This window comes from Paenibacillus sp. 23TSA30-6, from assembly GCF_014858585.1.
In the GTDB taxonomy this organism is placed as follows: Bacteria; Bacillota; Bacilli; order Paenibacillales; family Paenibacillaceae; genus Paenibacillus.
Genome location: NZ_SLTL01000047.1, coordinates 1 through 23,992 on the forward strand (window position 1 = coordinate 1; position 23,992 = coordinate 23,992).

The 23,992-nt window shown below is 47.0% G+C and carries 22 protein-coding genes; 21 read left to right on the forward strand and 1 reads right to left on the reverse strand.

Annotated elements, in window-relative coordinates; genetic code table 11:
• The first annotated feature begins 251 nt into the window (after positions 1-251).
• The 3 genes from E0698_RS24730 (at position 252) to holA (ending at position 3,515) form a co-directional block, all read left to right on the forward strand.
• On the forward strand, positions 252-800 hold the full coding sequence (locus E0698_RS24730) for an RNA polymerase sigma factor (RefSeq protein WP_014282534.1): 549 nt from the start codon (positions 252-254) through the stop codon (positions 798-800).
• Entirely contained in the window at positions 797-2,269 is a 1,473-nt protein-coding gene (locus E0698_RS24735; RefSeq protein ID WP_192513239.1) for a zf-HC2 domain-containing protein, read from the forward strand. The genes E0698_RS24730 and E0698_RS24735 overlap by 4 nt, the downstream gene beginning before the upstream one ends.
• Before the next feature lie 214 nt (positions 2,270-2,483).
• Complete coding sequence (holA, locus tag E0698_RS24740; protein WP_134913416.1) at positions 2,484-3,515, forward strand: DNA polymerase III subunit delta; 1,032 nt, start codon at positions 2,484-2,486, stop codon at positions 3,513-3,515.
• A gap of 133 nt (positions 3,516-3,648) precedes the next feature.
• On the opposite strand, the gene rpsT is transcribed toward holA, so the two are convergent.
• The gene (gene rpsT / locus E0698_RS24745; RefSeq protein ID WP_044645117.1) at positions 3,649-3,921 is read right to left on the reverse strand and encodes a 30S ribosomal protein S20; all 273 of its coding nucleotides are present in this window, start codon (positions 3,919-3,921) and stop codon (positions 3,649-3,651) included.
• A gap of 198 nt (positions 3,922-4,119) precedes the next feature.
• Here rpsT and gpr point away from each other — a divergent pair, with 198 nt between their 5' ends.
• The 18 genes from gpr to E0698_RS24835 all read left to right on the forward strand — a co-directional run bounded on the left by gpr (position 4,120) and on the right by E0698_RS24835 (position 23,843).
• Positions 4,120-5,121 (forward strand): GPR endopeptidase, encoded by a 1,002-nt coding sequence (gene gpr / locus E0698_RS24750; protein WP_192513240.1) that lies wholly within the window; start codon positions 4,120-4,122, stop codon positions 5,119-5,121.
• Positions 5,122-5,347: 226 nt separating this feature from the next.
• Positions 5,348-6,619, forward strand: a complete 1,272-nt coding sequence (locus E0698_RS24755) for a stage II sporulation protein P (protein ID WP_192513241.1) — start codon at positions 5,348-5,350, stop codon at positions 6,617-6,619.
• 27 nt (positions 6,620-6,646) lie between these two features.
• Positions 6,647-7,159: a hypothetical protein gene (locus tag E0698_RS24760; protein WP_192513242.1), complete on the forward strand. Its 513-nt coding sequence runs from the start codon at positions 6,647-6,649 to the stop codon at positions 7,157-7,159.
• A gap of 71 nt (positions 7,160-7,230) precedes the next feature.
• A complete protein-coding gene (lepA, locus tag E0698_RS24765) occupies positions 7,231-9,045 on the forward strand; it encodes a translation elongation factor 4 (protein ID WP_192513243.1) in 1,815 nt (604 codons plus the stop codon).
• A gap of 446 nt (positions 9,046-9,491) precedes the next feature.
• Positions 9,492-10,679: a radical SAM family heme chaperone HemW gene (gene hemW, locus E0698_RS24770; protein WP_134913417.1), complete on the forward strand. Its 1,188-nt coding sequence runs from the start codon at positions 9,492-9,494 to the stop codon at positions 10,677-10,679.
• Between the two features lie 156 nt (positions 10,680-10,835).
• Complete coding sequence (locus tag E0698_RS24775) at positions 10,836-11,312, forward strand: N-acetyltransferase (RefSeq protein ID WP_014282525.1); 477 nt, start codon at positions 10,836-10,838, stop codon at positions 11,310-11,312.
• 136 nt (positions 11,313-11,448) lie between these two features.
• A complete protein-coding gene (locus E0698_RS24780) occupies positions 11,449-11,709 on the forward strand; it encodes a hypothetical protein (protein ID WP_192513244.1) in 261 nt (86 codons plus the stop codon).
• Between the two features lie 260 nt (positions 11,710-11,969).
• Entirely contained in the window at positions 11,970-12,329 is a 360-nt protein-coding gene (locus E0698_RS24785) for a hypothetical protein (protein WP_192513245.1), read from the forward strand.
• Positions 12,330-12,681: 352 nt separating this feature from the next.
• On the forward strand, positions 12,682-13,713 hold the full coding sequence (hrcA, locus tag E0698_RS24790; RefSeq protein WP_044645111.1) for a heat-inducible transcriptional repressor HrcA: 1,032 nt from the start codon (positions 12,682-12,684) through the stop codon (positions 13,711-13,713).
• Between the two features lie 181 nt (positions 13,714-13,894).
• A complete protein-coding gene (gene grpE, locus E0698_RS24795; protein WP_044645110.1) occupies positions 13,895-14,467 on the forward strand; it encodes a nucleotide exchange factor GrpE in 573 nt (190 codons plus the stop codon).
• 85 nt (positions 14,468-14,552) lie between these two features.
• Positions 14,553-16,397 (forward strand): molecular chaperone DnaK, encoded by a 1,845-nt coding sequence (gene dnaK / locus E0698_RS24800; RefSeq protein ID WP_044645109.1) that lies wholly within the window; start codon positions 14,553-14,555, stop codon positions 16,395-16,397.
• A 251-nt stretch (positions 16,398-16,648) separates the two neighbouring features.
• The gene (dnaJ, locus tag E0698_RS24805) at positions 16,649-17,779 is read left to right on the forward strand and encodes a molecular chaperone DnaJ (RefSeq protein WP_014282519.1); all 1,131 of its coding nucleotides are present in this window, start codon (positions 16,649-16,651) and stop codon (positions 17,777-17,779) included.
• A 202-nt stretch (positions 17,780-17,981) separates the two neighbouring features.
• Entirely contained in the window at positions 17,982-19,637 is a 1,656-nt protein-coding gene (gene dcuS, locus E0698_RS24810) for a DcuS/MalK family sensor histidine kinase (protein ID WP_192513246.1), read from the forward strand.
• The gene (gene dcuR / locus E0698_RS24815; RefSeq protein WP_192513247.1) at positions 19,630-20,337 is read left to right on the forward strand and encodes a two-component system response regulator DcuR; all 708 of its coding nucleotides are present in this window, start codon (positions 19,630-19,632) and stop codon (positions 20,335-20,337) included. Before dcuS ends, dcuR begins: the two co-directional genes overlap by 8 nt.
• Positions 20,338-20,458: 121 nt before the next feature.
• Entirely contained in the window at positions 20,459-21,805 is a 1,347-nt protein-coding gene (locus E0698_RS24820) for a 2-hydroxycarboxylate transporter family protein (RefSeq protein ID WP_192513248.1), read from the forward strand.
• Positions 21,806-21,881: 76 nt separating this feature from the next.
• Positions 21,882-23,087, forward strand: a complete 1,206-nt coding sequence (locus E0698_RS24825) for an NAD(P)-dependent malic enzyme (RefSeq protein ID WP_192513249.1) — start codon at positions 21,882-21,884, stop codon at positions 23,085-23,087.
• Positions 23,088-23,258: 171 nt separating this feature from the next.
• Complete coding sequence (locus E0698_RS24830; RefSeq protein WP_192513250.1) at positions 23,259-23,633, forward strand: hypothetical protein; 375 nt, start codon at positions 23,259-23,261, stop codon at positions 23,631-23,633.
• Positions 23,634-23,657: 24 nt separating this feature from the next.
• The gene (locus E0698_RS24835) at positions 23,658-23,843 is read left to right on the forward strand and encodes a YfhD family protein (RefSeq protein WP_134913423.1); all 186 of its coding nucleotides are present in this window, start codon (positions 23,658-23,660) and stop codon (positions 23,841-23,843) included.
• Positions 23,844-23,992: the final 149 nt, after the last annotated feature.

Consider the following 23,992-nt stretch of genomic DNA (forward strand, 5'->3'; position numbering starts at 1 on the left):
TTTTCCAGATACCAGACCATTATTATGTAAAGAAAAAGAACCCGCGTCTCAAAAAGACGGGGTTTCTCGACAATCTGGGAAGGTGACTACCTTCCCTTTTTCTGTTATTCTAAGGAAGGCTACAATGGGGAATTTGGGCTTTTTGGTAACATTTTTTTCACTAAAAAAATAAAACTATCGTCAGACGTCTATCCTGCAACAATTTGCAAAGGGGAAACGTCTGTAATATTGCAGGGAGAGGGGGATCCTTTGTGGTAGAGCAGGGACTCATTCGAGCCGCTCAATCGGGCGATCGCGACGCTCTCATTACCCTATTAAGAGAGATAGAACAGCATGTGTACCGTACGGCATATTACATTTTAAACAATGAACAGGACGCCATGGATGCTTCACAAGAAGCCCTCATACGGATTTATTCCAAAATTAACTCTTATGAGGAAAAGGCGCAGTTCAAAACCTGGGTTCAACGCATTGTAACGAACATATGTATCGACAAATTCAGGAGGACGAAGCCCTCGGTATCCATTGATGAGCACGACATGATATTCAACGATCCCCAAAATGTGGAGGCCGAGGTGTTGACCTCTTACCTGGCACAGGATGTTCGTGAGGCTATACAGCAGCTTCCAGAGCACCACCGGACGGTGATCGTATTGAGATATCTGCAGGATTTCTCTTATAACGAGATTGCCGACTCTCTGGATTTGCCGCTAAATACGGTCAAGTCATACTTGTATCGTGCAAGACAGCAATTGCAAGGGCTACTTCAGGAATATCAGAAAGGTGGTGTATCAGGATGAAGTGTGGGGAAGAGGTGATGGATTGGATGCAGCGTTATGTGGATCATGAGCTGGGCGAAGAAGAGACGTCCCAATTAATGAACCATGTTGCGACTTGCCCGGACTGTGCGGAAAAATTTCATATTCTTCAGATGCTTTCCCGCGAGCTGGAGGAATTGCCTGCGGTTTCCCCGGCGTTCAGCCTGGTGGATTCCATCATGCCTCAGCTTGATGCCATTGACCGCGCACGTGAGGAGCAGGGAAGCGCGCTTCAGGAGATGCAGCCTGTAGCTGCTGATCCTGGACCGGGACCGAGACAGCGTACTCAGCCTATACCTTGGTGGAATCGGATGAGCGGGCGAGCTGCGATAGGCGTGGCTGCCGCTGCTGTTGTACTGGGCATTGTGGTATTCAATTTTGAACCGAAAACGGTGCAGGATGCGGAAGGCTTGCTTGATTCCCAGTCGCCTGGAGTGATGAGTCAGCAGAAACAGACAGAAATTCCAGGTACGGTGAATGGAAGCGGAGGCCGCGATGCAGCTATTGGATCGGATTCGACCAAGCAGCCGTCAGAGCAGGATCAGGGAACGGACGCATCTCAGCCATCCACAGGGGAGCAATCTGATCCAAGCAAACTGGATGTGAACAGTGCGGATGATGAAAAGAACCCTTCCAAACAGGATGCTGCACAACGTGACGATCAGCGAGCTGGTGAAAAAGGCTCAATGAAGCATACGCCAGCAGGGCATCCTTCCCGTCAGGATCGCCAGCAGGGACAGCCAAACACGGATCGTCAGGCGACAAAAGAAAACTCTGCCGGGCAAAGTTCTGCTGCGGATACTCCTAAGTCCGATGATAAACAGTCAAAGCAGGGAAAATCCGAACAACAAACGATTGCCCCTGAACAGCAGGGAGAACCAAAATTAGAAAAAGCACCTATAGCGGGTACGGGTACTGCTCAAGACAGTAATGACAACAGCACGGCTACTAATGATTCGTCATTGTCTGTCAGTCAGGATATGATATTACAGAATCGGATTGCTTCAAATGAAACGTCGAAAGACACGACCTCCAAAGGGGTTACAAAGGATTCGGGGACTACGACGGGAGATATGAGCAGCAATACAGCTTCAAATGATCAGCAACCCTCCGGGTCGCAAAACCCGGTACGCAATGAAGGTTTCTCATCTAATTCAATAATCTCTCCGGACAGCAATAATGCCTCCACCTTTAGCGCCCAGTCGACGTCTACAGATCAGCTTAATTCACCTGATGGCAGCTATGCGGTGGTCATTGAGGGCAAAAAGCTGAAAGTGTATAAGCTTTCCGACAACGGTGTAGACCGGACAACGCTGGAAGTGCGTACTTTGAAGGGTGCCTGGGTCAAAGGAAGCTGGTCAGAAGACAGCCAAACCTTCATGTATGAGACTGAGCAGGATGGTACAGCAAGTAAATATACGTATACCATTCCGCGTACCTTTGGAAAATAGTTGCTATGAAGATGGCACATTTTTAAAAGCAGAGAATAGATTGTATGAACCGACGTCGTATCCCGACGGCCGAAAGTTTCTAGAGCTTTCTGCTGCCGTGTTGATATAGATGGTGGTGAAGGGATCTTGCCTATAGGCAGGGTCCTTTCGTTTGTATAATGACTTGCCTTCCGACCAGATGTCGGGTACGATCAATGGATGGGGGGTACGGAGAATGGATGCAAAAACAGCCGCTAAGGCTATTCGCAAAGGCGATATTTCGCCAGTGTATTTGCTCTACGGCAGCGAAAAATATCAAATGAAGCAGTTTGTCGATATGCTTAAGGAAAAAGTGGTGGAAGAGGAGCATCGTGACTTTGCCATTATTCCCTACGATCTGACCGAGACGCCGATTGAGGTAGTCGTGGAGGAAGCCGAGACTGCGCCTTTTTTGGTGCCAAAAAAGCTGATTATTGTACGGGACACCAGTGTATTTGCGGCAGGCAAGGACGGCGGTAAGATTGAGCACCACATTGAAGCGCTGCTGACTTATATGGATAACCCGGCTGACTATAGCATTATCATTTTTACGGTTCAGGCTGAAAAGCTTGATGAACGGAAAAAGATTGTTAAAAGGCTGAAAAGTGACGCCTCGGTTATTGCCTTCACTCCGTTGGGTGGAGATGATCTGGTGGCATGGATTCATAAGCGTGCAGCGGAAAGAGAAGTCCAATTGGCGGCGGGAGCTGCTGAAAGTCTCATTCAATATACGGGGACCGGGCTGCAATCACTGGCTGCCGAGATAGACAAGCTGTGCCTGTATGCGGGAGCACAGGGTACCATCTCTACTGCAGATATTGAATCGCTTGTGCCTCGCAGTACGGAACAAAATGTGTTTGCGATGGTCGAGGATTTGGCTAATTTGCGGCTGGATAAGGCACTCAGTATTTTTTATGAGCTGCTTAAGCAAAAAGAGGAACCGATCAAGATTGCAGCTTTGATCACGCGACAGTTCCGTATTATGTTGCAGGTCAAGGAGCTGATGGGTCAAAGCTATTCCCAGCAGCAAATTGCAAGTCAGCTTAGTTTGCATCCATATGGGGTGAAAGTTGCCGGTGAGCAGGCGCGGAGATTCCGTCCTGAGCAGTTGCGACAGCTTCTCTACGACTTAGGCGAGCTGGATTACCGCATGAAAACCGGAGTTGTCGACAAGGTGCTGGGGCTGGAGATGTTTTTGCTGAAAATGGGCGCGGGAGCTTCGGTCTAACCCGGCCCGTTTGCCGATCGGTTTATTTTAAGTGAGAGTTAACATTGCAGAATCCAATCGTGGTGAACTAAAAAATCCTGATCAGCCAAGGCTGGTCAGGATTTTTTCATTAACGTATAAAAGTAGCTCTTGCTTACGCTTGAGCTGTAAGAGCGTTAAGTTTTTTCGCCAAGCGGGATTTCTTGCGAGCAGCTGCATTTTTGTGGATCAGACCTTTAGTTACAGCCTTATCCAGCTTTTGGGAAGCTACTTTGAAAGCAGCAGTAGCATTTTCAGCTTCGTTATTCACCAACGCTGTATCGGCAGCTTTTACTGCTGTACGAAGCGCGGATTTTTGAGAAGCGTTCAACGCACGGCGTTTGTCGTTTGTTTTAACGCGTTTGATAGCGGATTTGATGTTTGGCATTACATTCACCTCCTGTAAAGGCATTACTTATGAACACAAACGTTTCACAACTTAAAATATTTTAGCACGCCACACCTCAAATTGCAATAAGAAAACATTCCGGGCTGGGGTAGATTACAGGATGAAAATGGATGTGCATAAACCTGCCGGGTGTCTCGCACACTATAACTTGAGATGGTATAAAAGGAGGCGTAAATGATGGATTTGGATTTGCAGAAGTATGCGGTACGTACGGATTTGGCGCTGGAGGCAAGAGAGTTGGCGGAACGCAATCAGCCAATGCTGCTGGCGGGCATCAACGAGGATGTGGAGGAAGATAACGGTATTAAAATTACGCGTCTGGATGTACTGAATGAAGAGGGTGCTAACCGTATTGGACGGGTTCAGGGGCATTACGTGACGCTAGAAGTGCCCGGTTTACGTAAAGGTGACACCGGGCTCCAGCAACGGGTAGCCATCGCATTCGCTAAGGAGATGGAGCAATTTATACAAAAAATAGGGATCTCCAGTAAGGCACGCGTACTTGTGGTAGGTCTGGGCAACTGGAATGTCACTCCCGATTCACTAGGTCCGCTTGTCGTTGAAAATTTGATGGTGACTCGTCAATTTTTTGAACTGACGCCTGATCAAATCAATCCGGGTTATCGGGATGTGAGCGCGATTGCACCGGGGGTTCTTGGCATTACGGGAATCGAGTCGAGCGAAATTGTTCAGGGTATCGTTGATCGCACAAAGCCGGAGCTGATTATTGCTATTGACGCTCTGGCATCACGTTCACTGGAGCGCGTCAATACGACCATCCAGGTGGCAGATATCGGGATTCATCCGGGCTCAGGTATTGGTAACAAGCGGCGCGGCATCACCAAGGATATTATGGGTGTTCCGTGCATTGCCATCGGCGTTCCAACGGTATGCTACGCTTCGACCATCGTAAATAATGTAATTGAGCTGATGAAAACACATTTTGCCAAGGAAAAGGCTCCTACGAAAGCAATACTAGGGATGCTGGATGATATTTCCGAGCCTGAGAGACTTGGACTGGTGAGAGAGGTGCTTCAGCCGCTGGGACATGATCTGATTGTGACACCTAAGGAGATTGACGAATTTATCGAAGATATTGCGAATATCATTGCAACCGGATTGAACGCTGCCCTGCATGAAGCCGTCGATCCTGGCAACGTCGCCGCTTATACACATTAATCAGGGGTAGTAAAAGCATATTTCATACACAAAATTCTCTATCTAGCAGGCATCCTATCTCTTGCAATAAGGGGTGGGATTTACCTGTGGATAGAGATTTTTTTGTGTTCTAGTAATTGTTCTCCGTTCATAGAGTTGAAGTATAAGAGATTTCCGCTGCTAACTGAACCTATAGGGTTCTGAACATAAGGCGGGCTTCGACGGGACGAAGGAGGACAAGACCCACATGAAAAAAATTCAAACCTGGAACGTCGGAAGATGGAGAAGAAAGGGCCTTGAAATTTTGGCTATGGGACATACGCTTGTGCTGCTTATTATGGGCTCGGCGCTTTTATTTGTTGTATTGGGGCTGGGAGGACTGGCGGAAAATCGTTTGCAAACGTCTCCGGTGTCTTCGATGAAAGGATTTGCAGGCTCGGTTTCCAGCGGTTTTTTTGCGGATATGCTCGGCATGGAAGTACCTCATTTGGCACAGAAGAAGCAACAATCTTCGTTGTCGGGTGAACAATGGTCGCCTTTTGTTTTCCAAATGCTCACAGGTACTAATCCACAGGACCCCAAAAGTCTCATAGCTCGCGAAATACCTGGGATGTCTGCGGGTACGCCTGTTTTGTTGCGCAAGGGCTCAGGGAACAACAAGGTGGAGGCACCTATTGATTATCAGCCTGATCAGGGAACGACGGATGCTCCCGGCGGCCCGGATGCTTCTACCAATCCACCGAACAATGGCTCTACAACGACAGATCTTCCGACAACGCCAGAAGCGGACCCTGCGCAAGAGGATGATCCGAGTGATACAGCAGTCAAAGGTGCCAAACGTATATTAATCTACCATTCTCATCCGAGAGAGGCATATAACCCTTTGCTCAGTAAAACCAGCTCCAATCCCAATTCTGGCTCTAAATCAGCCAATGTGTCGAGAGTAGGGGATTTTGTAAAAAAGAGATTGGAGAAGCAAGGGATATCTACTTTGCATGAGAACAAGGACTATGCCAAAACCGTTCAAAATTACAATTGGAATTATTCCTATAAATATTCGCGTGAAACGGTCAAGGAAGCTTTGGCTGGAAATAAAAGCTTAACCTATCTGCTTGATATCCACAGAGATTCTCAACGTCACGGCAAAACGACAGCAACGATAAACGGACTTTCTTATGCCAAGGTGTATTTTATTATCGGCCATGACAACAAAAACTGGCGCAAAAATGAAGCTTTCGCCGCTCGTATTCATGAGAAGCTGGAAAAGTCGTATCACGGCGTTTCCCGTGGGATATGGGGGAAGGATGGCGGTAAAGGCAACAACGGTGAGTACAATCAGAGCTTATCTTCTCATAGCATTTTGATCGAAATTGGTGGGATTGATAATACCGAAGAGGAACTGAAACGTACCTCTGACGTTCTGGCGGATATGATCGGTGAGGTGTACTGGGAGGATCAGAAAGCACAGAAAGCGGGTACTAACGTATCCGATACGAAAAAGAGCAACGGTGGCAATTAATTGAGGCGGTGGAAAGGAGGAAGTGCAATGTCTGGACATTTTCGTAAAAAAGCGCTTGGATTTGTAATTCTGATGGGGGCGGGGGTCCTGCTCGGCATGCAACTGGCAGGCTCCGGACTGCGTTCTGTATATGGTCCTGAATGGGCCGGGGACTCGGTTCAGAGCAAAGTACAGCAGAACGTTGTCGGATATGAGCAGACGGTTATTGAAGACACACCCGCAGCCGATGCTCGTGCGTATACCCGCACATATAACGGAAATGGGAATGTCGTAATGGACTCCGGAACGGGAGCGGCTACTTACAAAGCTAATCTACAAGAACGAGGTGAGATCCAAGCCACAGGAGAAACTCCCCAGTGGTATTCGACAGCACAGGATGCCAATTTGCAGGGCCAGGAGACACCGCGTGAACTATTGGCTGTCAAGGCAGAACAAACCTCGGTGGATACCATGGCGGACAAAACGGCCGGGCTGCTGCAAAACCTGTCAAGACAGGGGATTCGCTGGGTTGTGTCTGTTTTTGACGGAGTAACGGAATAGAAATATTGCTGACCCCCTATACAACTGCTATAATAAGCTGATTGACACTAGGCATTGTGTGGGGGTAAGGCATGACTGACATTTTGGCAAGACAACGTAAAATTCGGAACTTTAGTATCATTGCACATATAGACCACGGTAAATCCACGCTGGCTGACCGGATTTTGGAATATACCGGTGCACTCACATCCCGTGAAATGCAGGAGCAAGTGCTTGATCAGATGGATCTGGAACGGGAGCGCGGGATTACAATCAAGCTCCAGGCAGTGCGACTCACTTATAAGGCCGATGACGGCGAAGAGTACATTTTGAATCTGATTGATACACCGGGACACGTCGATTTTACCTATGAGGTTTCCCGAAGCTTGGCGGCCTGCGAAGGCGCCCTGCTGGTTGTAGACGCGGCACAGGGTATTGAAGCACAGACATTGGCTAACGTATATTTGGCGTTGGACAACAATCTGGAGATTCTGCCGGTGCTTAACAAAATTGATTTGCCAAGTGCCGATCCTGAACGGGTGAAGCAGGAAATCGAGGATGTTATCGGCCTGGATACGAGCGAGACTGTACACGCATCGGCCAAAGCTGGAATCGGTATCAAGGAAATTTTGGAACAAGTGGTCAGAAGCGTTCCTGCTCCGCAAGGGAATCCGAATAATCCGCTGAAGGCGCTTATTTTCGATTCGCATTATGATCCATATAAAGGCGTTATCGTCTATGTCCGCGTCGTGGATGGCAGCATCAAGGCTGGTTCTAAAATTAAAATGATGGCGACCGATAAAACGTTTGAGGTTATCGAGGTAGGAGCCTTCATGCCACGTATGAGCATCGTGGACGAGCTGAACATCGGTGATGTTGGTTTTATCGTTGCCGGTATCAAGCATGTGGGCGATACGCGTGTCGGGGATACGGTGACGGATGCCAAAAATCCAATAACAGAACCGATGCCGGGCTATCGGAAAATTAATCCGATGGTATATTGCGGGCTGTATCCGATCGAAACATCCGAGTATAACGATCTGCGTGAGGCGCTCGAAAAGCTGCAACTGAACGATGCTTCGCTCAGCTTTGAGCCGGAAACATCAAGCGCGTTGGGCTTCGGATTCCGTTGTGGTTTCCTCGGTTTGCTTCATATGGACGTTATTCAGGAACGGATTGAACGCGAATTTAACATCCCGCTGATTACGACGGCGCCGAGCGTTATTTACCGCATTAAGCTGACGAATGGCGAAACGATCCAGATCGATAACCCGTCAAATTACCCGGAAATCGGACGAATTGATCATGTGGAGGAGCCGTACGTAAGAGCAGGCATTATCGTGCCTAATGATTACGTAGGTACGGTTATGGAGCTTTGCCAGACCAAGCGCGGTGAGTATGTGACCATGGAGTATCTGGATACGACACGGGTAACTATTACGTACCAGATTCCACTGTCCGAAATCGTGTACGATTTCTTTGACCAGCTTAAATCCAGCACCAAGGGCTACGCCTCCTTCGATTACGAAATTTCAGGCTATCGCCAGTCTAATTTGGTGAAAATGGATATTATGTTAAACGGCGAACAGGTTGATGCGTTATCGTTCATCGTCCACAGAGATCGCGCTTACCATCGCGGACGTATCATTTGTGAGAAGCTGCGCGAGCTGATCCCACGCCAAATGTTCGAGGTGCCAATCCAGGCATCTGTCGGAACGAAGGTTGTAGCGCGTGAAACCGTTAAGGCTATGCGTAAAAACGTCCTGGCCAAATGCTACGGTGGCGATATTTCCCGTAAACGGAAGCTGCTTGAAAAGCAAAAAGAGGGCAAGAAGCGCATGAAGCAAGTGGGTAACGTAGAAGTACCACAGGAAGCATTTATGGCGGTACTGAAAATAGATGAGTAAAGCTGCTTGAAACAAAGAGCACCGTATTCAATTTAGTACATCACAATTGTGTGTACGAATTGAATACGAATAAGTACCAACAGCATGATCCCGTAGTAACTTAGGTACATACTCTGTGATGCACCGCAAGATACTACGGTCCGCTTGTTCCCAAGCGGTATTCGTCCATTCTTTCATGTGGCCTTTGCCGTGCATGGAGAATGGACGTTCTTTATTTGAGCAAGCTATTCAAGACGGAGAGCCTTATCTACTCCAACCCAGCCTACCCAAGCATATGGCAAGGGTAACTTTAGAGATATTTTTCTTTTACTGCAACACCTAACCATAAAAAATGGCCAATTGACGGTGGGCAGCAGCGATCGGAAGAACGATCCATACACGGAGCGACCTTCCTACCTCAACCGCCCTTTTTTCACCTCACCTCAACACTGACAAGGAGGATCGGTATGACCGCATCCATACACAAACATGAATATTCATCCGCGCCTCAAGCGGTTTATCTGCATATACCTTTTTGCACGAACAAATGCTTTTACTGTGACTTTAACTCTTACGTGCTCAAGGATCAGCCTGTTATGGAATACCTGTATGCACTGGAACGGGAAATGGAGCATACGGTTCGCCTTCACCCGCCGGGTGAGATTAAAACTATTTTTGTTGGGGGCGGTACACCAACAACGCTGAATCCGAAGGAAATGGAATATTTCCTGAAAAGCGTTCGTACCTACTTCCCAAACTGGTCGGAAGATATTGAGTTTTCCATGGAAGCCAATCCGGGCACAACTGATTTTGAAAAACTCACCGTGATGAAAGAAGGCGGTGTAAATCGGCTGAGCTTTGGCGTACAGGCTTTTCAAAACGAATTGCTTACGGGTATTGGTCGAATTCATAATACAGATGACGTTTATCGTAGTTTGGAAAATGCACGCAAGGTCGGATTGGACAATCTGTCGATTGACCTGATGTTTGGTTTACCGAATCAGACCGTAGAAATGCTGCATGAAAGTGTCAGCCGGGCGCTAGAGTTGGGACTTCCTCATTACTCCATCTACAGCTTGAAGGTCGAAGAAAATACGCTATTCCACACGCTGTACCAGAAAAATCAGCTTCCGCTTCCACATGAGGACGACGAACTGGAAATGTATTTGCTCCTGATGCGTCGCATGAAAGAGGCGGGCTATGAGCAGTACGAGATCAGCAATTTCGCGAAACCAGGTTTGGGGAGCAAGCACAATATGACCTACTGGCGTAATGAGGACTATTATGGTCTCGGCGCAGGGGCGCACGGATATGTTGGCAGAGAGCGTCATATGAACATTAAGGGCATTAATCCTTATGTGGAGGCTACCCGTAACGGACTGCCGCGTTTGGATAGCTTTGAGGTGCCGGCGGCTGAAGCGATGGAGGATTTTCTCATGGTCGGTTTGAGAATGCTGGAAGGTGTCTCGAAGTCCCGCTTTGAGTCTCAATTCGGTCAGTCACTGGAGGATACATTTACGGCCCCTCTCGGAAAAATGCTGAATGCTGGATTGATCGAGCCGGTCGAGGACGGTTATCGTTTGAGCGAACGTGGTATTTTGTTCGGGAATGATGTATTTGCGGAGTTCATCGGTTCCATTACAGTAAATTCATAAGTCGTAGCTTCAAAACGGTACGTTTGCAGACCATAATCGGGGACATTCATTTTATAACACAATTCTGTCATGGCAGGGTAAATGGAGTATTGCGATTCTATGCGTAATGTTGTATATTTATTCATTATATGCGGCAAGCGGCAGGAGGAGAGCAAGATGGCTTCAGTGTGTAAAGATGTATTGTGCAGAAGTGCGGTTCCTGAGGATGTGGAGCCTTTATATCAAATGATTAGCGGCTATGCAGAGCGAGGAATAATGCTGCCACGTTCAAGGGAAGTGCTTATGCGCCAACTGGAGCTGTTTATTGTGGCAGAAGTGGACGGCGAAGTCGTCGGTTGTGGTTCTTTATGCAAACTGGGTGATGATTTGGTAGAGATTCGCTCACTTGGTATTTCTGAAGGACATAAAGGTATGGGCATCGGCTCCAAGCTCGTAGAGGGCCTTATTATAGAAGCACGGCGGCAGCGTATCCCTAAGATTATGGCTTTGACTTACGAGGTCTCCTTTTTTATAAAAAACGGGTTTGATGTGGTAAACAAAGAGATTTTCCCTGAAAAGGTATGGACTGATTGCATTAACTGTAGTAAACAAAACAATTGTGATGAAATTGCGGTGTTGAAAATGCTGAACTGACCTGAGCATATCAGGTCAGTTCGTTTTTGTGCCACGGATAGTGATTCAGCGATTCGTCTCAGTACAGGTGCAATCGTTGAAGTCAAAAAGGTAAGGTTTATTTTTGTGCTAATTTTAAGTGAAGGGCCTAACATCAATGGAAAGAATGAAATTACAAAAAGACTGGCTTGATTATGTTAACAGACTACAGGAAAGAGAGCGGCAAAAAATTATTTCAAGTGGTATTACTAATTGGACTTTGCTTTTGGCAGTTATGGGCCTTGCTTATTGGATATATCCAGATATCGCAGCTATTCAAAAAAATTGGAAGACTGTTTTAATTGGGTATGTACTATTCGGTAATACAGCAATTACGCTTTTCGACTTTTTAACAGTTATTATAGGCAAGGAAAAATAAAGAAGTATGGTTCCCCAACCAGTTCAATTGATATAAAAGGATTAAAAATTTTGTGGAGATATCAGCTAATTATGCTTATATCATTTTTAGGATCAAATGCATATTTTCTATTTCACTCGAAAAATTTTTTGTTTATTCTATATTTTATTCTATATTTTATTCTATATTGTATACGGTATTTATTTGAAACAGTACCTACTTGCAAGCTTATAATTGATCCGCATAGGAAAGGGGAATTTGAAGAGCATTCATCTACCGATGTGAATTCTGAAAAAAGAATTGAAGCCCAAAAGCTTCATGAAAAGCTCTTGATAATTATTATCAGGCTTTTATTTAGTGATTTGCTTAAACTCATAATGACTTTATTGCTAACAAGTTATATTTGTACAAATTACAATTTTAATAATATATTGTGGAAACAAATTTTTGATGGTTTAGTTATGGTCATTATTGTAATACTACTTCAATTTTTGTTGACTATTTTTATGAAACGCATGAAAATTGCTTGGCTGGAGAATCTCGAAAGAGAAATTATTGTAAATAATTTAACGGAAGACCAAATAGTTAGTAAATTGAAATTGGGCTATTTCAACGCAAGTAATATTGATAATTACTTTTGAATTGATATATTTTAAAGCTTTATAAGTTGAATTCGAAAAATGAACATAAAACGGAGTAGGCGGAATGGTGCTGTACAAGCGAAGCGGTCGCTTTTGTCCCCGGATTTCTACCCTTATAAGCTTTATTCAAGAAATCCGGGGGCGGTGGCGATGGGAAGCACCATCCGACTGCGCAGTGGCACAATAAGAAACTTTAAAGTTCAGCTTATGTAATTGAAAATACTGATCTGACTTGACAATGATCCGGTCGGTTTGGTATTTTTGTATTATCGGTTAGCACTCATCGTGAACGAGTGCTAATGATTCCATTGAACAATCATGCTATTATGGATAAACAAAAGGGGGGATTCGCTTGTTAACCGAACGTCAGAGACTCATTCTGAATGCGATTATTGATGACTACATTCGTTCGGCTGAGCCAGTGGGTTCCCGCAGCATATCCAAAAGGCAGGATGTCGGATTCAGCCCCGCCACGATCCGTAACGAAATGTCGGATTTGGAGGAACAGGGCTATCTGGAGCAACCCCATACTTCTGCGGGACGCATCCCGTCTCATAAAGGCTACCGCTATTATGTGGATCATTTGGTACCACTGGATACGCTGAAGCCTATGGAAACGCGGGAACTAAAAGCCTTTTACGCCGAAAAGCTGAATGCAATGGAACAAGTAATCCAGCATGCATCTGGTATTTTGTCCCATATGACCAATTATACTTCCATCCTGCTTGGGCCGGAGGTTTTTCATACTTCATTGCGTCATTTTCAGCTATTGCCGCTCAACGAAACGACGGCTGTAGCGATTATCGTGACCAATACCGGTCAAGTGGAAAACAAGACAGTGGATATTCCGCCGGGAATTTCGATTTCCGAGATGGAGAAGGTTGTGAATTTGCTGAACAGTAAACTGGTCGGCGTACCGATTTATCAGCTTAAATCACGTCTTTACACTGCGCTTGGTCAGGAGATGGAGAAGCATGTGTCTCATTTTGAGGACGCTATGAAGGTGCTGGATAAAGCACTGGATAATGAATCGGATCAGCGCTTGTATTTGAGCGGTGCGACGAACATGCTAAACCAGCCTGAATTTAAGGACGTTGAAAAGGTCAAACATATTCTCGATCTGCTGGAGGAAACACCGACGCTGCTCAAGCTGATGACGCCTGTCGCCGGGGCACCTGAAATTCAAGTCCGTATCGGCACAGAAAATGATCATGAAGCATTTGCCAATTGCAGTCTGATTACCGCGACGTATGCGGTAGATGGCGAAGCGTTGGGCACAATAGGTATACTGGGTCCGACACGGATGGAATATGCGAGAGTTATTAATATTTTGGGTATCCTGTCTAAGGATTTGACCGCAATGCTTACGCAGCGGTTTAAATAGAATAAGACTGCGCATGTTGCGGTACTACATGTCCGCGCCGGGATACGGCATGTATCCTGCGCGGGTGCATTGCTGCGTGTTTTTGCAAAGTAACGGCAATTTGAAATGAAGTGCAGCAAACAAGTTTGAATGTACAAATATGAATGTAAGGGTAGTTATGACTTGAAGGAGGTGAAACATTTTGAAGGAAGAACAAGCGTTCCAAGAAGAAAAACAACAAAATGTAAGCACAGAGGAAGCCACTGAGACGAACCAGCAGGAAGAGCCGGTGAACGAAGCGGCAGCACTGGAAGCCCAGGAGGGTGATACAGAGCTGGCTAAGCTTCGCGTGGAGGCAGAAGAGAATCAACAGCGGTTTTTACGTGCACAGGCAGACTTTGATAACTTTCGCCGTCGTACGCTAAAAGAGAAAGAGGACCTTGCCAAATATGCATCCATGAAACTGGTTACCGAATTGGTGCCTGTTCTGGATAACTTCGAGCGTGCGCTGGCAACAGCACCGCAAGGAGCGGAGGCTGAGTCATTCACCAAAGGTGTGGAGATGATCTTCCGTCAGTTTGAGAGCGTGCTTCAGGCTGAGGGAGTGACGGCCATGAATGCGGTGGGCCAACCGTTTAACCCTGATTTCCATCAGGCGATTATGCAGGTGGAAAGCGAAGAGCATGAGGAAGGCATCGTCGTTGAAGAGGTGCAAAAAGGATACATGCTGAAGGACAAGGTGCTTCGTCCGGCTATGGTAAAAGTGAGCATGTAGCTTTTTAATATACATTAGCAATAGATCGTTTGCTTTAACTATTTTGGCCTGAGGGCCTCGCATATACAGAAGGAGGAATTGTCTGATGAGTAAAGTAATCGGTATTGACTTAGGTACAACCAACTCTTGTGTGGCTGTTATGGAGGGCGGCGAAGCCGTTGTAATTCCAAATCCAGAAGGCGCGCGCACAACCCCTTCGGTTGTTGGTTTCAAAAAAGATGGAGAACGTACTGTAGGTGAAACAGCAAAACGCCAAGCAATCACGAACCCGGATCGTACAATTATGTCCATCAAGCGTCACATGGGTACAAATCATAAAGAAAGCATCGACGGCAAGGAATATTCTGCACAGGAAATTTCCGCTATGATTTTGCAAAAGCTGAAATCCGATGCTGAAGCTTACCTGGGCCAAACGGTAACTCAAGCCGTTATCACGGTTCCAGCTTACTTCAATGACAGCCAACGTCAAGCAACCAAGGATGCAGGTAAAATCGCGGGTCTGGAAGTGCTGCGTATCGTTAACGAGCCAACAGCAGCTGCACTGGCATACGGTATGGAAAAATCCGAAGACCAAACAATCCTTGTTTATGACCTGGGTGGCGGTACATTCGACGTATCCATTCTGGAACTGGGCGACGGTTTCTTCGAAGTTAAAGCGACAAGCGGCGACAACAAGCTGGGCGGCGATGACTTCGACCAAGTGATTATTGATTACCTCGTAACGGAGTTCAAAAAGGATCAAGGCATCGACCTGAGCAAAGATAAAGCAGCTGTACAACGTTTGAAAGATGCAGCGGAAAAAGCGAAAAAAGAGCTGTCCGGCGTACTGACAACGACGATTTCCCTGCCGTTCATTACGGTAGCTGACGGCGTTCCACAGCATTTGGAGTTGAACCTGACTCGTGCGAAATTTGAGGAATTGTCTGAAGGTCTGGTAGAACGTACTTTGGGACCTACTCGTCAAGCGATGAAAGATTCAGGCATGAGTGCCAGCGACATCGACAAAATTGTTCTGGTCGGCGGTTCCACACGTATTCCGGCTGTACAGGAAGCCATTAAGAAACTGACAGGCAAAGAGCCTCATAAAGGTGTAAACCCTGATGAAGTGGTAGCTTTGGGTGCCGCAGTTCAAGCAGGCGTACTGACAGGTGATGTGAAAGACGTCGTTCTCCTCGACGTAACTCCACTGTCCCTCGGTATTGAAACCGCAGGTGGCGTATTCACTAAAATGATCGAGCGTAACACTACGATCCCTACGAGCAAATCTCAGGTGTTCTCGACGTATGCCGACAACCAGCCTAGCGTGGAAATCCACGTATTGCAAGGTGAACGTGAAATGGCAGCAGGCAACAAAACGCTGGGCCGTTTCCAACTGGGAGATATTCCTCCAGCACCACGTGGTGTACCGCAAATCGAAGTTACCTTTGATCTGGATGCCAACGGTATCGTGAACGTATCCGCTACAGATAAAGGTACAGGCAAGAGCCAAAAAATTACGATCACATCCTCCAGCGGCTTGAGCGACGAGGAAGTAGAACGTATGATGAAAGACGCTGAGTTGCATGCGGAAGAAGATAAAAAACGCAAAGATCTGGTAGAAGCGAAAAACTCTGCGGACCAACTGATTTACTCCGTAGACAAAACGATCAAGGATCTGGGCGAAAAAGCGGATGCAGGCGAAGTTGAAAAAGCGAACGCAGCTAAAGAAAATCTGCAAAAAACGCTGGAAACTGACAACCTGGAAGACATCAAAAAAGCTACTGAAGAGCTGACTGAGATCGTTCAGCAGTTGTCCGTGAAGCTGTATGAGCAAGCTGCTCAAGAAGCACAGGCTCAACAAGCTCAAGACGGCGCAGCAGACAGCAAAGGCCGCGATAATGTGGTTGACGCGGACTATGAAGTTGTTGACGAAGACAAGAAGAAAGACTAAGCTACGGATCGGGTAGTGGTAGTAGCATTACGGTACACCGGTGCGTTATAATATACTGAATGAAAAGAAGCAGCGTAGCTGCCTTGATAAATAACGATTAGCCTATGGGCAACAGTTATTTTCAGAATAAATAAGCATATTACGGGTTGTACTGCCTTGAAATGATGGGAAGGTCAAAGCCGGGTCATCCCGTGCCTTTGGCTTTCCTTTTATATGTAGTGCAGACACGTTGTAGGCATGGGGGTGGAACATTGGCTGATAAGCGCGATTATTATGAGGTGCTGGGCGTCGCGAAGGGCGCTTCGGATGAAGATGTTAAAAAGGCATACCGTAAGCTGGCGCGTCAGTATCATCCGGACGTGAACAAGGCTGCGGACGCGGAAACCAAATTTAAAGAAGTGAAAGAGGCCTATGACGTTCTCAGTGATGGTCAGAAGCGGGCAAGATACGATCAATACGGTCATGTAGACCCGAATCAGGGCATGGGAGGCGGCTTCGGCGGTGGAGCCGACTTTGGTGGCGGATTTGGCGATATTTTTGATATGTTTTTTGGCGGTGGCGGCAATGGTCGACGTGACCCGAATGCACCGCAGCGTGGTAATGATCTCCAATATACAATGACGATCGAATTCAAGGAAGCCGTATTCGGCAAGGAAACCGACATTAACATTGAGCGCACGGAAACGTGTGATACGTGTCATGGTACGGGAGCCAAAAAGGGTACTCAACCACAAACCTGTTCCGTCTGCCACGGTAGCGGACAAGAAGAAGTGGTGCAGAATACACCATTTGGCCGGATGGTTAATCGTCGGGCCTGCTCCAACTGCGGCGGCTCCGGTAAAATCATCAAAGAAAAATGCACCACTTGTAGCGGTTCTGGTCGTGTGCGCAAGCAGCGTAAAATTCATATCCGCATTCCGGCGGGTGTGGATGACGGCGCGCAAATGCGTATCAATGGTGAAGGCGAAGGCGGTGTCAACGGAGGACCGGCAGGTGATCTGTATGTCGTTTTCCGTGTGAAGTCGCATGACTTCTTTGAGCGTGAGGGAGACGACATTTACTGTGAAATTCCGCTGACGTTTTCGCAGGCAGCGTTGGGAGATGAAGTCGAAATTCCGACGCTGACCGAGAAAGTGAAGCTGAAAGTTCCAGCTGGTACACAAACAGGAACATACTTCCGTCTTAAAGGCAAGGGTGTACCAAAACTTCGTGGCGTAGGTCAGGGTGACCAGCACATTAAGGTGGTTGTGGTAACGCCTAGCAAGCTGAGTGAGGAACAGAAGGAATTGCTGCGTCAGTTCTCTTCGCTTAGCGGTGAGCAGACACATGAGAATGAGCAATCCTTTTTTGACCGTGTGAAGCGCGCCTTCCGAGGCGACTAAGCCAGGGTAGACTCGCGGAGCATCAACCATGAATCGGAGGGAACTGTTCCGCCATTGCGGAGTAGTTCCCTTTTTTTTATTATACGAAAGAGTGGAAGGAAGCTGTATAAGATTATAACTATGCAAATTCACGTAAACACATACATAACCATTTTTGTATAAGCATATGGACTATTTAGCTTTAAACATGATGCATGAAAGGGTGAGTTCTATCAAAAAGTCACAGCCTAAGCTGCGTCGGGGTAAACCGCTATTCAAGCTCAGAGGGCTGATTACGCTGCTGGTTTGTCTGGTTATGGCACTGGTGCTCCTGCCTGTAACTTTGTTATTTGCCGAGAGAGTTGAGCATGAAACCGAAATGGGACTGGAGGAAAAAGCGATGTCCATCGCACGTACACTTTCCCATACGCCGCTTATTATTGAGCATTTGCAGCAGTCTGATTCGTCTTCCTCCATGCAGAAGTATGTGCAGAAGGTTTCATCTGCTAATCATGTTCAGTTTATCGTAGTTATGGACATGAAGGGCATTCGCAAAACACACCCGGATCCCAGGATGATCGGCAAAGCCTTTGCTGGTGGAGATGAATACACTGCACTTCATGGTCATGAGAGTGTATCTGTTGCAAAGGGAACATTGGGCCTGTCCATGCGCGCTTTTTCTCCCGTATTCAGCTCGACGGGGAAGCAGCTGGGAGCGATTGTCGTCGGTATATCCATGCAAGATGTACTGAGGGCCCAGGGAGGCAATTACCGCCTTATTGCTATCGCCATTGGCGTCGGAATGTTAATTGGTGCCGGAGGGGCTGTTGTGCTGGCCCGTAAAATCAAAAATATGCTTTTTGGTCTGGAGCCACCGGAAATCGCACGCTTGCTGGAGGAACGCAACGCTATGCTGCAGTCCATTAAGGAAGGCGTCATTGCGGTGGATGAATCCGGACGTGTTATGTTAATGAATGCGGAAGCGATTCGTCTGCTCAGGCAAGCGGGAATTGAGGATATCTCGTCTTCAGGGCAGGAGATTACCGCTTATTTGTCCGCTTTTCGATTACAAGAGGTTTTGGCGGCAGGCACTCCACGAATGGATGAGGACATGGAGCTGGGGGGAATAACCTTGCTCACCACCAGTGTTCCGATACGGGTCAAAGGGGGAATTGTGGGAGCAATTGTAACTTTTCGGGATAAAACGGAGGTAAACCAGCTTGCCGAACGTTTGACAGGAGTCTCCCTGTATACGGAGGCGCTGCGTGCACAGGCTCACGAATTTATGAACAAGCTGCATGTCATTATGGGGATGGTACATTTACGAATGTACGATAAACTGGAGCATTACATCTTGGATGCCGTTGAGCATCATCAAGTGGAGATTGGCTCGATTACCCGGCAGATTAGGGACCCAGTGATGGCGGGCTTTGTTTTGGGGAAATTAAGCCGGGCCAGAGAGGTTGGTGTGAGCTTCGAATTGACTCCGGGCAGCTATTTGCCTGAAACCGGTCGAACTCAAACGATTCATGAACTGATAACCATACTAGGGAATCTGTTTGATAATGCCGTGGAAGCAATGGAATCTTTGGAGCACAAGCAGATTACCTTGACGCTTTATTATGAGGAAAATCAGAAGAACGGCAGTCTGGCATGTGTAATAAGTGATAACGGACCTGGTGTACCGGAACCTCTCGTAGAGGCGATATTTGAAAAGGGATTTTCGACCAAGGGAGAGTCACGGGGAATGGGGCTTTATCTGGTAACGCAAAGTGTGAAAAGATTAAAAGGAACCATAAAGCTGATTCCGGCTGAGCAAGGGTGCTGTTTTCAGATTAAGATTCCATACACCATAATGGGGAATGATGAACATGATTAATGTCTTAATTGTAGAAGATGATCCGATGGTTGCCGAGTTTAACCGCAAATATACGGAGCAGGTAGAGGGCTTTTTATGTGGAGGCTGGGCTGCTTCCGTGGAAGATGCCAAGGAATTTCTGGAAGAACAAGCGATTGATCTGATTTTGCTGGATGTGTATATGCAGGAAAGCAATGGACTTGATTTGCTGACTTTTATTCGTGAGACAGGAGTGAATGTGGATGTCATCGTGATTTCGGCTGCAAGCGATATGAACAGTATCAAAAAAGCGATGAATTTCGGCGCGGTGGATTATTTGATTAAGCCGTTTCACTTTAACCGTTTTCTGGAGGCGCTCACGGGTTATCGGGAGCACGTTAGTATCGTGCGTGAGCGTAGCTTGCTTTCGCAGGAGGAGTTGGATCGGCTGCTTTATCATAAAAGCTCGACCAAAGAGCTGGCCCGGCTACCCAAAGGAGTAACCAAATCCACGCTGGCCATGATATGGAACTGTATTCGGCAGCATGAAGCGATGTTATTTTCCACCGAGGATATTGCGGAGAGTGCAGGGATATCCAGAGTATCTATGCGCAAGTATCTTGCTTTTTTGACGGAAATTGAGGCACTTGCCATGGAAACCATATACGGCACCATTGGACGACCTGTTTATCAGTATCGAATTTTACCGCAGGCGGAGGGAATTATGAGCGGTTATATTTAAGCCCTCTTTTTGATTACTTTAATTACAAAAGTGAATGATTAGTTTAAAAACCAAATAAAGCGTTTTCCAAAGTGTAGAATGGAAGCATGGTCATCATTCTTCACTACAAGGAGGGAGCTTTATGGAAAATGCTACAAACCAGCCGGTCATTCAAAAGTGGCAAAAATGGCGTAAAAATCCTGCAGACGGCATCAGGATGCTGGGCAGGATAAAAGTGGGGGTTATTCCGCTTCCGCTTTACGTCGTAATTGCGTTGATTGTATACGCAGCTGCGATTACACAGAGACTTCCGAACGATCTGCTGGGCGGATTTGCTGTCATTATGATTTTAGGCATATTGCTCAGTGATCTGGGGGCGAAACTTCCGCTGCTCAAGCATATTGGTGGTCCAGCCATTCTGTCACTCATGGTTCCATCGTTGATGGTATTTTGGAACATGTTTCCTCCATCTGCGATGGGTGCTGTACACACGCTGATGAAAACCTCGAATTTTCTTTATTTTTATATCGCTTGTCTGGTCACCGGAAGTATTCTGGGTATGGATCGGAAGATGCTGATGAACGGAATTGTCAAAATTTTCGCCCCCATTATAATAGGCTCCATTGCAGCAGTAGCAGTAGGTATGGTGGTGGGTATGGCTTTTGGCTACAGCGCATATCATACGTTTTTTTACATCATCATCCCGATTATCTCCGGCGGGATCGGAGAAGGCATTCTGCCATTGTCCATTTCGTATGGATTAGTGCTGGGCAAGGATTCAGCGATATTCGTATCCCAGTTTATCCCGGCTGCCATCATTGGCAATATTGTTGCCATCATAGGCGCGGGTATTTTGAAAAAAATGGCGGAGAAAAATCCTCATACTTCGGGTAACGGGAAGTTGTTGAAACTTGATAAAAAAGGGGAAAAGTTATCTTCGGTGAGTCTGGAACAACCTGTCTCGTTTCCATTGATGGGTGGGGGGCTGCTGCTAGCCTGTACTTTCTTTATTGTAGGTAAACTGCTGGAGCCGTATCTTCATATTCCTGGCCCGATTCTGATGATTCTGGCTGCGGCCTTAATGAAGTGTATTCAAGCGATGCCGGCCCAGATAGAGCAGGGAGCTTTTCATTTGTACAAATGTATTGCGGCAAGCTTGACATGGCCGTTGATGGTGGGATTGGGTATTTTGTATGTGCCTTTGGATAGTGTGATTGGAATTCTTACGATTCCTTATGCCATAACCTGCGCATCCGTTGTGGTTGCATTGATTGTTGCTGGATACTTCACAGGAAAATGGATTCACATGTACCCGGTGGAAGCTGCGTTGGTGACCAGTTGTCGTGGCGGATTGGGCGGTACGGGGGATGTAGCGATCCTGTCTGCATCGAATCGTATGGAGCTAATGCCTTTTGCGCAAATAGCAACACGCATTGGCGGGGCAGCCACAGTCATTTTAGCAACCTTGTTACTCAATTTATGGAGCTGATGAGTCTATACAAAAGCCTGATATCTATAACAAATGTACAGAAAAAATATACAGACATGAAAGGATGGAGAGAAGCATGAGTAGCTTGACAGAAGAGATCAGACAATTACATGAGGGCGGTAAAATGGAGACCCAACCGAAGCAGCCGATTGCAAGCATGGAGGAGCTATCCAAGATTTACACTCCCGGCGTAGCTGAAATCTGTATGGAAATTGCGAATGATCCAGCCAAAGCCTATCAATTAACGATCAAAAAAAATACAGTGGCGGTCGTATCTGACGGAACAGCGGTGCTAGGATTGGGAGATATCGGACCGGAGGCGGCCATGCCTGTGATGGAGGGTAAGGCGGTACTGTTCAAACAATTTGCAGATGTAGACGCATTTCCAATCTGTCTCAATACGAAGGATCCTGATGAGATTGTTCAAATTGTCAAAATGATCGCTCCGACTTTTGGCGGTATTAATCTGGAGGACATTTCTTCACCACGCTGCTTTGAGATCGAGAGACGACTGAAAGAGGAGCTGGACATTCCGGTATTTCATGATGATCAGCATGGTACGGCAGTCGTCGTGTTAGCGGGGTTGGTCAATGCACTGAAGGTATGCGGCAAAAAAATGGAGGATGTCAAAGTGGTATTTGCAGGCATCGGAGCGGCCGGTATGGCCTGCTCACGTATGCTGCTCAAGGCGGGTGTGCGTAATCTGATTGGCGTTGATCGTCAGGGAGCCATTCATCGTGGCGTGGAATACAGCAACCCGCATTGGACGGAGTACGCGAACATGACCAATCCTCATAATCTGAGTGGTAGTTTATCCGAGGTGATTGTGGGAGCAGATGTGTTCATCGGTGTGTCAGGCCCGGATTTACTGAGTGTGGAGGATATTCAGAGTATGGCCCTTGATCCTATTGTCTTCGCCATGGCGAACCCGAAACCGGAGATTGATCCAGCTTTAGCAGCGCCTTATGTACGCGTTCTGGCTACAGGCCGCTCTGATTTTCCTAATCAGATTAATAATGTGCTGTGCTTCCCGGGAATTTTCCGGGGCGCACTGGATTGCCATGCTACGACGATTAATGAGGAAATGAAGCTGGCTGCCGGACTTGCTATTGCCGATGCGATCAGTCCTGAAGAGCTAAGTGAAACTTATATCATACCCAATGTGTTTAATCCGCAGGTAGTCTCTAAGGTCCGGGATGCTGTCGTTCGCGCTGCATGGGAGACGGGGGTAGCCAAGGCAGGTAAAGCTCCTGTCGCCGTTCTGCACCCGCAAAAGTTATAGTCTTCACAAACTACTTCCAACCGTTTCAGCCTACTAAACTCGGTGCTGTCTGTTCCGTTCCGCTTTCGTGGGGAATATAAATCCGTGCCAATGAGCAGGATATAGCAAAGCGCAACTGTCTATGTTCTTGAACAGGAGTTGCGCTAAATACCACACAGGGAGTTTTTGGGGATGGGTGAAAAAAATATTTTGGCGTATTTCAAAAGCCCCGAGGAAGCGCAAGGAGCGGCTAAAAAACTGGAAGCTCTCCGGGCAGCGGATGTGTCGATAGACCGATTTAGCCGATATCCGCGACAGTCCACGGGCAACGCTGGATTACCTGTATTTTCGGGACAGATTAGCAGCTTGTCCTCACTAACACAGGGAGTGGACTTTACGGATGCAACCCCGGCGATACTGGCTGCGGCCGATCCGTCTGCCAGCGGAATGAGCGATGGAGGACAGGGTGGACCGACAGGCCGCGATATTTTGTTGACCGCTGTGGTGGATGAATCTATTCATCACCAGGCGATGTCCATCGTGGAACAGGCGGGTGGAATGCTGTAAAAAGTTTGGAAGGAGCTGTAACCGATGTCCAAAAACAAACGGTTTGATAAAGTGTTGACCAAAACCGAGAAAATCAAGCGTGCGCAATCTGCCAAAAATGAGGATGTTGAGTTCTCGGCAGAGCAGGCAGATGCTCAGGATTTGGAAGCGATCCGGCGCAGTGAAGTAGCTGATCGTCGTCAGCAGCGCATCATAAACGACAGCGAGTAGATTCAACAAGACGGGTTATCCCCTATCATTAAAGATGATTTGTGGGATAGCCCGTCTTATTTATGTTCTTTCCTCCCACTATAAATTAATGTTTTCTCGTGTTTCCTCACTCGTTCTTCGATTTTCAATCCTTGACTGATGGAGAGCTG

What these genes read in the sequence shown, in the direction of transcription:
- E0698_RS24735 (WP_192513239.1), top strand. Translation starts at nt 797, where the DNA reads ATGAAGTGTGGGGAAGAGGTGATGGATTGGATGCAGCGTTATGTGGAT.
- holA (WP_134913416.1), top strand. Translation starts at nt 2,484, where the DNA reads ATGGATGCAAAAACAGCCGCTAAGGCTATTCGCAAAGGCGATATTTCG.
- rpsT (WP_044645117.1), bottom strand. Translation starts at nt 3,921, where the DNA reads ATGCCAAACATCAAATCCGCTATCAAACGCGTTAAAACAAACGACAAA.
- gpr (WP_192513240.1), top strand. Translation starts at nt 4,120, where the DNA reads ATGGATTTGGATTTGCAGAAGTATGCGGTACGTACGGATTTGGCGCTG.
- E0698_RS24755 (WP_192513241.1), top strand. Translation starts at nt 5,348, where the DNA reads ATGAAAAAAATTCAAACCTGGAACGTCGGAAGATGGAGAAGAAAGGGC.
- E0698_RS24760 (WP_192513242.1), top strand. Translation starts at nt 6,647, where the DNA reads ATGTCTGGACATTTTCGTAAAAAAGCGCTTGGATTTGTAATTCTGATG.
- lepA (WP_192513243.1), top strand. Translation starts at nt 7,231, where the DNA reads ATGACTGACATTTTGGCAAGACAACGTAAAATTCGGAACTTTAGTATC.
- hemW (WP_134913417.1), top strand. Translation starts at nt 9,492, where the DNA reads ATGACCGCATCCATACACAAACATGAATATTCATCCGCGCCTCAAGCG.
- E0698_RS24775 (WP_014282525.1), top strand. Translation starts at nt 10,836, where the DNA reads ATGGCTTCAGTGTGTAAAGATGTATTGTGCAGAAGTGCGGTTCCTGAG.
- E0698_RS24780 (WP_192513244.1), top strand. Translation starts at nt 11,449, where the DNA reads ATGGAAAGAATGAAATTACAAAAAGACTGGCTTGATTATGTTAACAGA.
- dnaK (WP_044645109.1), top strand. Translation starts at nt 14,553, where the DNA reads ATGAGTAAAGTAATCGGTATTGACTTAGGTACAACCAACTCTTGTGTG.
- dcuR (WP_192513247.1), top strand. Translation starts at nt 19,630, where the DNA reads ATGATTAATGTCTTAATTGTAGAAGATGATCCGATGGTTGCCGAGTTT.
- E0698_RS24820 (WP_192513248.1), top strand. Translation starts at nt 20,459, where the DNA reads ATGGAAAATGCTACAAACCAGCCGGTCATTCAAAAGTGGCAAAAATGG.
- E0698_RS24825 (WP_192513249.1), top strand. Translation starts at nt 21,882, where the DNA reads ATGAGTAGCTTGACAGAAGAGATCAGACAATTACATGAGGGCGGTAAA.
- E0698_RS24830 (WP_192513250.1), top strand. Translation starts at nt 23,259, where the DNA reads ATGGGTGAAAAAAATATTTTGGCGTATTTCAAAAGCCCCGAGGAAGCG.
- E0698_RS24835 (WP_134913423.1), top strand. Translation starts at nt 23,658, where the DNA reads ATGTCCAAAAACAAACGGTTTGATAAAGTGTTGACCAAAACCGAGAAA.